This window comes from Flavobacterium bizetiae (genome assembly GCF_902804475.1).
Lineage (GTDB): Bacteria > Bacteroidota > Bacteroidia > Flavobacteriales > Flavobacteriaceae > Flavobacterium > Flavobacterium bizetiae.
This window is the reverse complement of record NZ_CADCSU010000212.1, coordinates 16,041-20,727: the sequence shown is the minus strand read 5'-3', so window position 1 is coordinate 20,727 and position 4,687 is coordinate 16,041. Positions and strand designations below refer to the sequence as shown.

Annotated in this window: 5 protein-coding genes; all 5 read left to right on the top strand. The window is 30.3% G+C overall.

Annotated elements, in window-relative coordinates:
• A partial coding sequence (locus FLACOL7796_RS23990) for a glycosyltransferase family protein (RefSeq protein WP_232067443.1) occupies positions 1-838 on the top strand: 838 nt, incomplete at its 5' end.
• 75 nt (positions 839-913) lie between these two features.
• The gene (locus FLACOL7796_RS23985; protein ID WP_173973285.1) at positions 914-2,017 is read left to right on the top strand and encodes a glycosyltransferase; all 1,104 of its coding nucleotides are present in this window, start codon (positions 914-916) and stop codon (positions 2,015-2,017) included.
• Between the two features lie 45 nt (positions 2,018-2,062).
• Entirely contained in the window at positions 2,063-3,097 is a 1,035-nt protein-coding gene (locus tag FLACOL7796_RS23980; protein ID WP_173973284.1) for a polysaccharide biosynthesis protein, read from the top strand.
• 5 nt (positions 3,098-3,102) lie between these two features.
• On the top strand, positions 3,103-3,528 hold the full coding sequence (locus tag FLACOL7796_RS23975; RefSeq protein WP_232067442.1) for a WxcM-like domain-containing protein: 426 nt from the start codon (positions 3,103-3,105) through the stop codon (positions 3,526-3,528).
• Entirely contained in the window at positions 3,528-4,649 is a 1,122-nt protein-coding gene (locus FLACOL7796_RS23970) for a polysaccharide biosynthesis C-terminal domain-containing protein (protein WP_173973283.1), read from the top strand. The genes FLACOL7796_RS23975 and FLACOL7796_RS23970 overlap by 1 nt, the downstream gene beginning before the upstream one ends.
• Positions 4,650-4,687: the final 38 nt, after the last annotated feature.

Here is a 4,687-nt window from a genome sequence, read left to right as displayed (position 1 = left end):
ATTTAGAGTCAAAAGAAATGATGTCGTATTGGTATATCATTCATACTTGTTGAATAAAGTAGTCAACTTTTGTCGTTTCTTCGCAAATTTTAAATTAATATATGAAGTCGAAGAAATTTATCAGGCAGCTTGGCAAAATTCTAACAAGAAAATTAAACATGAAATTGAAGCTTTGCAAAATGCTGACGCATTTATTTTTGTTAATGATGTAATGAATCAAAAATGTAATCATCATAATAAGCCTTTCATCGTGTGCTATGGTAATTACAATAATAAAAAAATTGCAAAATCAATTAATTATAATATAATAAACATTGTTTATGCTGGTTTTATAGGAGGCAAAGACAGCGATGTAATGTTGGCTATCGATTCTGCTGAATTTTTGCCAGATAATTATTTTTTGAACGTTTTAGGTTATGGGACGGAGGAAAATATTAAAGGAATGAAAAATAAAATTAAAGAAATAAATGTTAAATGCGGAAAAGAAATAGTAGAATATTTTGGATGTTTATCAGGTGATGAGTACGACAATTTTTTGAAGAAATGTCAAATCGGATTATCTACGAGAGTTTTAATTGATGAATATTCTGATTTTACCTTTCCTTCAAAAGTCCTAGTTTATTTATCAAATAACATTATACCTGTATCATCTAAAATAAACTGTATTTTGAATTCAAAAGTGTCAGAGTCGATAGTTTTTTATGACGAAAATTCACCTGCTTCTGTGGCTGAAGCAATTGTAAGTATCGATGTAAATAAATATTATTCTCAAGACAAGGATGTAATTACTGACTTGGATTCAAAATTTATTCTTGATTTTAATAAGTTGCTTAATTAATTCTTTTAATATTTTAGATCTAAATAAATTATCTAATTAACGCAGGGTGTTATTTAGAAAGTTACATGAATTATAATGAAGAAAACAATAGTAATAAATGCAACTGCATTATCTGAAGGTGGAGCACTCACAATCTTAAAACAATTTTTAAATGAAATTCCTAAAGATGATTTTGAATATCTTGTTTTTGTTCCCGAAAGTTTGGATTTTATTTCTCCTTCTGAAAATGTAAGACAAATTCCGGTAGCAGTAAAAAGCTTTTTAAAGCGAATAATTTGGGATTTGTATGGAGTAAACAATTGGTTAAGGAAGAAAAAAATCAATTATGTTAGTACAATATCTTTACAAAACACTAATTTTAGAGTTGATAAACAGGTTAGTAATTTTGTTTATTATCATCAACCAACTCCCTTATTTCATAAAAACTGGAACCCTTTTTCAGCAAGAGAGAGAAGACTTTGGTTTTATAAGAATATTTATCCTTATCTGGTTAAAGCATGGATCGATTCAAAAACACAATTTTTTGTTCAACTAAAATTTGTGAAAGAAGCTTTTATTGAGGCTTATGGTGTAGATAGTGAAAAAATACATGTGATTGAGCCTCTAATTGAAACTATTTCTGGTAAAACAAAGTCTGAAATTGAAATCAATCAAAGTAAATTTAATGTTTTTTTTCCAGCCGCAGCTTTCGTTTATAAAAATCATGAAGTCATATTAGATGCTCTCTTATTATTGAACGAAGATTCAAGAAAACAAATAGTATTGCACCTGACGGGGTGTACCGCTATTGATTTTGAAAGGGAAGTAATTAAAAAAATTGAAAAGTTAAATGTCATTTTATGGGGAAAAATAAAATATGATGATATAATTGAACTCTATAAGAAAGTTGATGTAATGGTTTTTCCAAGCTATATAGAAACTTTTGGACTTCCTCTCACTGAAGCAGCATCATTTGGAGTTCCGATTATTGCGGCTGATCTACCATACGCAAATGAAGTTTTGGATGGGTATAAAGGAGTTAGTTTTGCAATTTATAATAATCCGGATATTTGGAAAGAAAAGATTTTAGTTTCTATGAATGAAAAAGGTAAGAGGCATGATTTATTTATCAGGAAACAGGGAGATTCATGGGATAAAATGTTTGAAATTGTCAAGGAATCAGTAACTAGCGCGATATAAAATTAAAGATTCAAATTAGAATCAAATTTCTCAAATTAAATTATAATGAAAATACAAAATAAAACACTTCTTATAACAGGAGGAACGGGCTCTTTTGGTCATGCGGTATTAAATCGTTTTCTTCATACGGATCATTTTAGTGAAATTCGAATTTTTTCTCGTGACGAGAAAAAACAAGATGATATGCGTAATCAACTAAAAAATGATAAGCTTAAATTTTACATAGGAGACGTTAGGGATTATAATAGTATTGAAAGAGCAATGCGAGGTGTTGATTACGTATTCCATGCGGCAGCTCTAAAGCAAGTTCCTTCATGCGAATTTTTTCCTCTTGAAGCTACTAAAACAAATGTTTTAGGGACACAAAATGTAATTGATGCAGCAGGTATTAATATGGTACAGAAAGTAATTTGTTTAAGCACAGATAAAGCAGCTTATCCAATTAATGCGATGGGAATCTCTAAAGCTTTGATGGAAAAAGTAGCGGTTGCAGCATCAAGGAATTTAACGGATACAACTGTTTGTTTAACAAGATACGGTAATGTTATGGCTTCACGCGGTTCTGTAATTCCTTTGTTTTTAAAACAAATTAAGGAAAAGAAACCAATTACAATTACAGATCCTAATATGACGCGTTTTCTAATGTCATTAGACGAAGCTGTTGAATTAGTTTTATTTGCTTTTGAAAATGGTAATCCAGGGGATTTATTTGTAAACAAAGCACCAGCAGGAACAATTGGTGATTTGGCTCAGGCATTAAAAGAATTATGTAACGCAGACAATGAGATTAAAATTATAGGTACGCGTCACGGTGAAAAATTATACGAAACATTATGTACTCGTGAGGAAATGGTCAAAGCTGAAGATATGGGAGAATTTTATCGTATTCCTGCTGACAACCGTGATTTGAACTATGCACAATATTTTTCTGAAGGAGAAGAAGATGTTTCTTCAATTGAAGATTATCATTCTCATAATACAGAACAGCAAGGTGTTGAAGGAATGAAAAAACTTTTATCAACACTTCCGCTTATTCGAAAAGAAGTTTTTGGAGAAGATGTTGTTCAAATGCCAGGATAAAAATAATGGAGCCAAAATTAATCGTAGGAAATTGCCATTTAGATGAACGAGGAATGTTATTATATAACAATGAATTTGATGTTTCTTCGGTAAAAAGAATTTATGTTATTGAAAACAATGATACTAAATTTGTTAGAGGCTGGCAAGGCCATCAAGTAGAACAAAGATGGTTTTCTGTAATAAAGGGAACGTTTAAAATTCAGTTAATAGAAATAGATAACTGGGAAAATCCTTCTAAGAAATTACAAGTGCATTCTTTTACTATTGATGCTGATAAACTTAATGTGCTTCATGCTCCAAAGGGATATGTAAGCAGCATACAATCCTTACAAAATGGTTCTAAATTGCTAGTGATGGCAGATCATTTTTTAGGTGAGATAAAAGATGAATTTCGTTTCGATATTGATTATTTTAAAAATGTAGATAAATAATGCTAAAAATAGGAATTACAGGACAAGCGGGTTTCGTTGGAAATCATTTATATAATACAATTGGATTATTTCCAGAAGAATTTGCTAGGGTGGAATTTCAAAAGGAATATTTTGAAGATACTGATAAATTAAATGAATTTGTTGCACAATGTGATGTTATTGTTCATTTAGCGGCGATGAATCGTCATACCGATCCAAATGTGATTTATGACACGAACGTTAATTTGGTTCAAAAATTAATAAGTTCATTAAAAGCAACAAATAGTAATGCTCATGTTCTTTTTTCATCTTCGACACAAGAGGAGAGAGATAATCTGTACGGAAAATCGAAAAAAGAAGGAAGAGAATTAATGGTGGAATGGACTGAAAATTCAAAAGGGAGATTTACAGGAATGATTATTCCTAATGTTTTTGGACCCTTTGGCCAACCAAACTATAATTCGGTAATTGCAACATTTTGCCATAAATTATCACATAATGAAATTCCTGTTATTGAAGTCGATGGGAATTTAAAGTTAATTTATGTTGGGGAACTCGTTAACAATATTATTTCTGAAATTCGAACAAGAAAAGGGAACTCGGAAATTTTAATTCCCCACACATCAGAATCAACGGTATCAGGAATTTTAAGCTTGCTAGAAAATTATAAATCCGAATATCTAGAAAAAGGAATTGTTCCATCGATCAATAATGTATTTGAATTAAACTTATTCAATACGTTTCGTAGTTATATGGATATAAAAAATCATTTTCCTGTAAAATTTACTCAACATACTGATGCAAGAGGATCTTTTGTAGAAATCATTCGTTTAGGAGTTGGAGGACAAGTTTCTTTTTCAACAACCCATCCTGGAATTACACGAGGAAATCATTTTCATACAAGAAAGATTGAACGTTTTGCCGTAATAAAAGGTAAAGCTTTAATCCAATTGCGACGAGTTGGTTTTGATGAAGTAATAGATTTTTATCTTGATGGAAATGAACCTTCTTATGTAGATATGCCGATTTGGTATACGCATAATATTAAAAATATTGGAGACGAAGTTCTTTATACAAATTTCTGGATCAACGAATTTTTCGATCCAAATGATCCTGATACTTATTTTTTAGACGTATGCTAAATATTTTAAAGCAAATATTAAGAAAAAATAGAAAATTT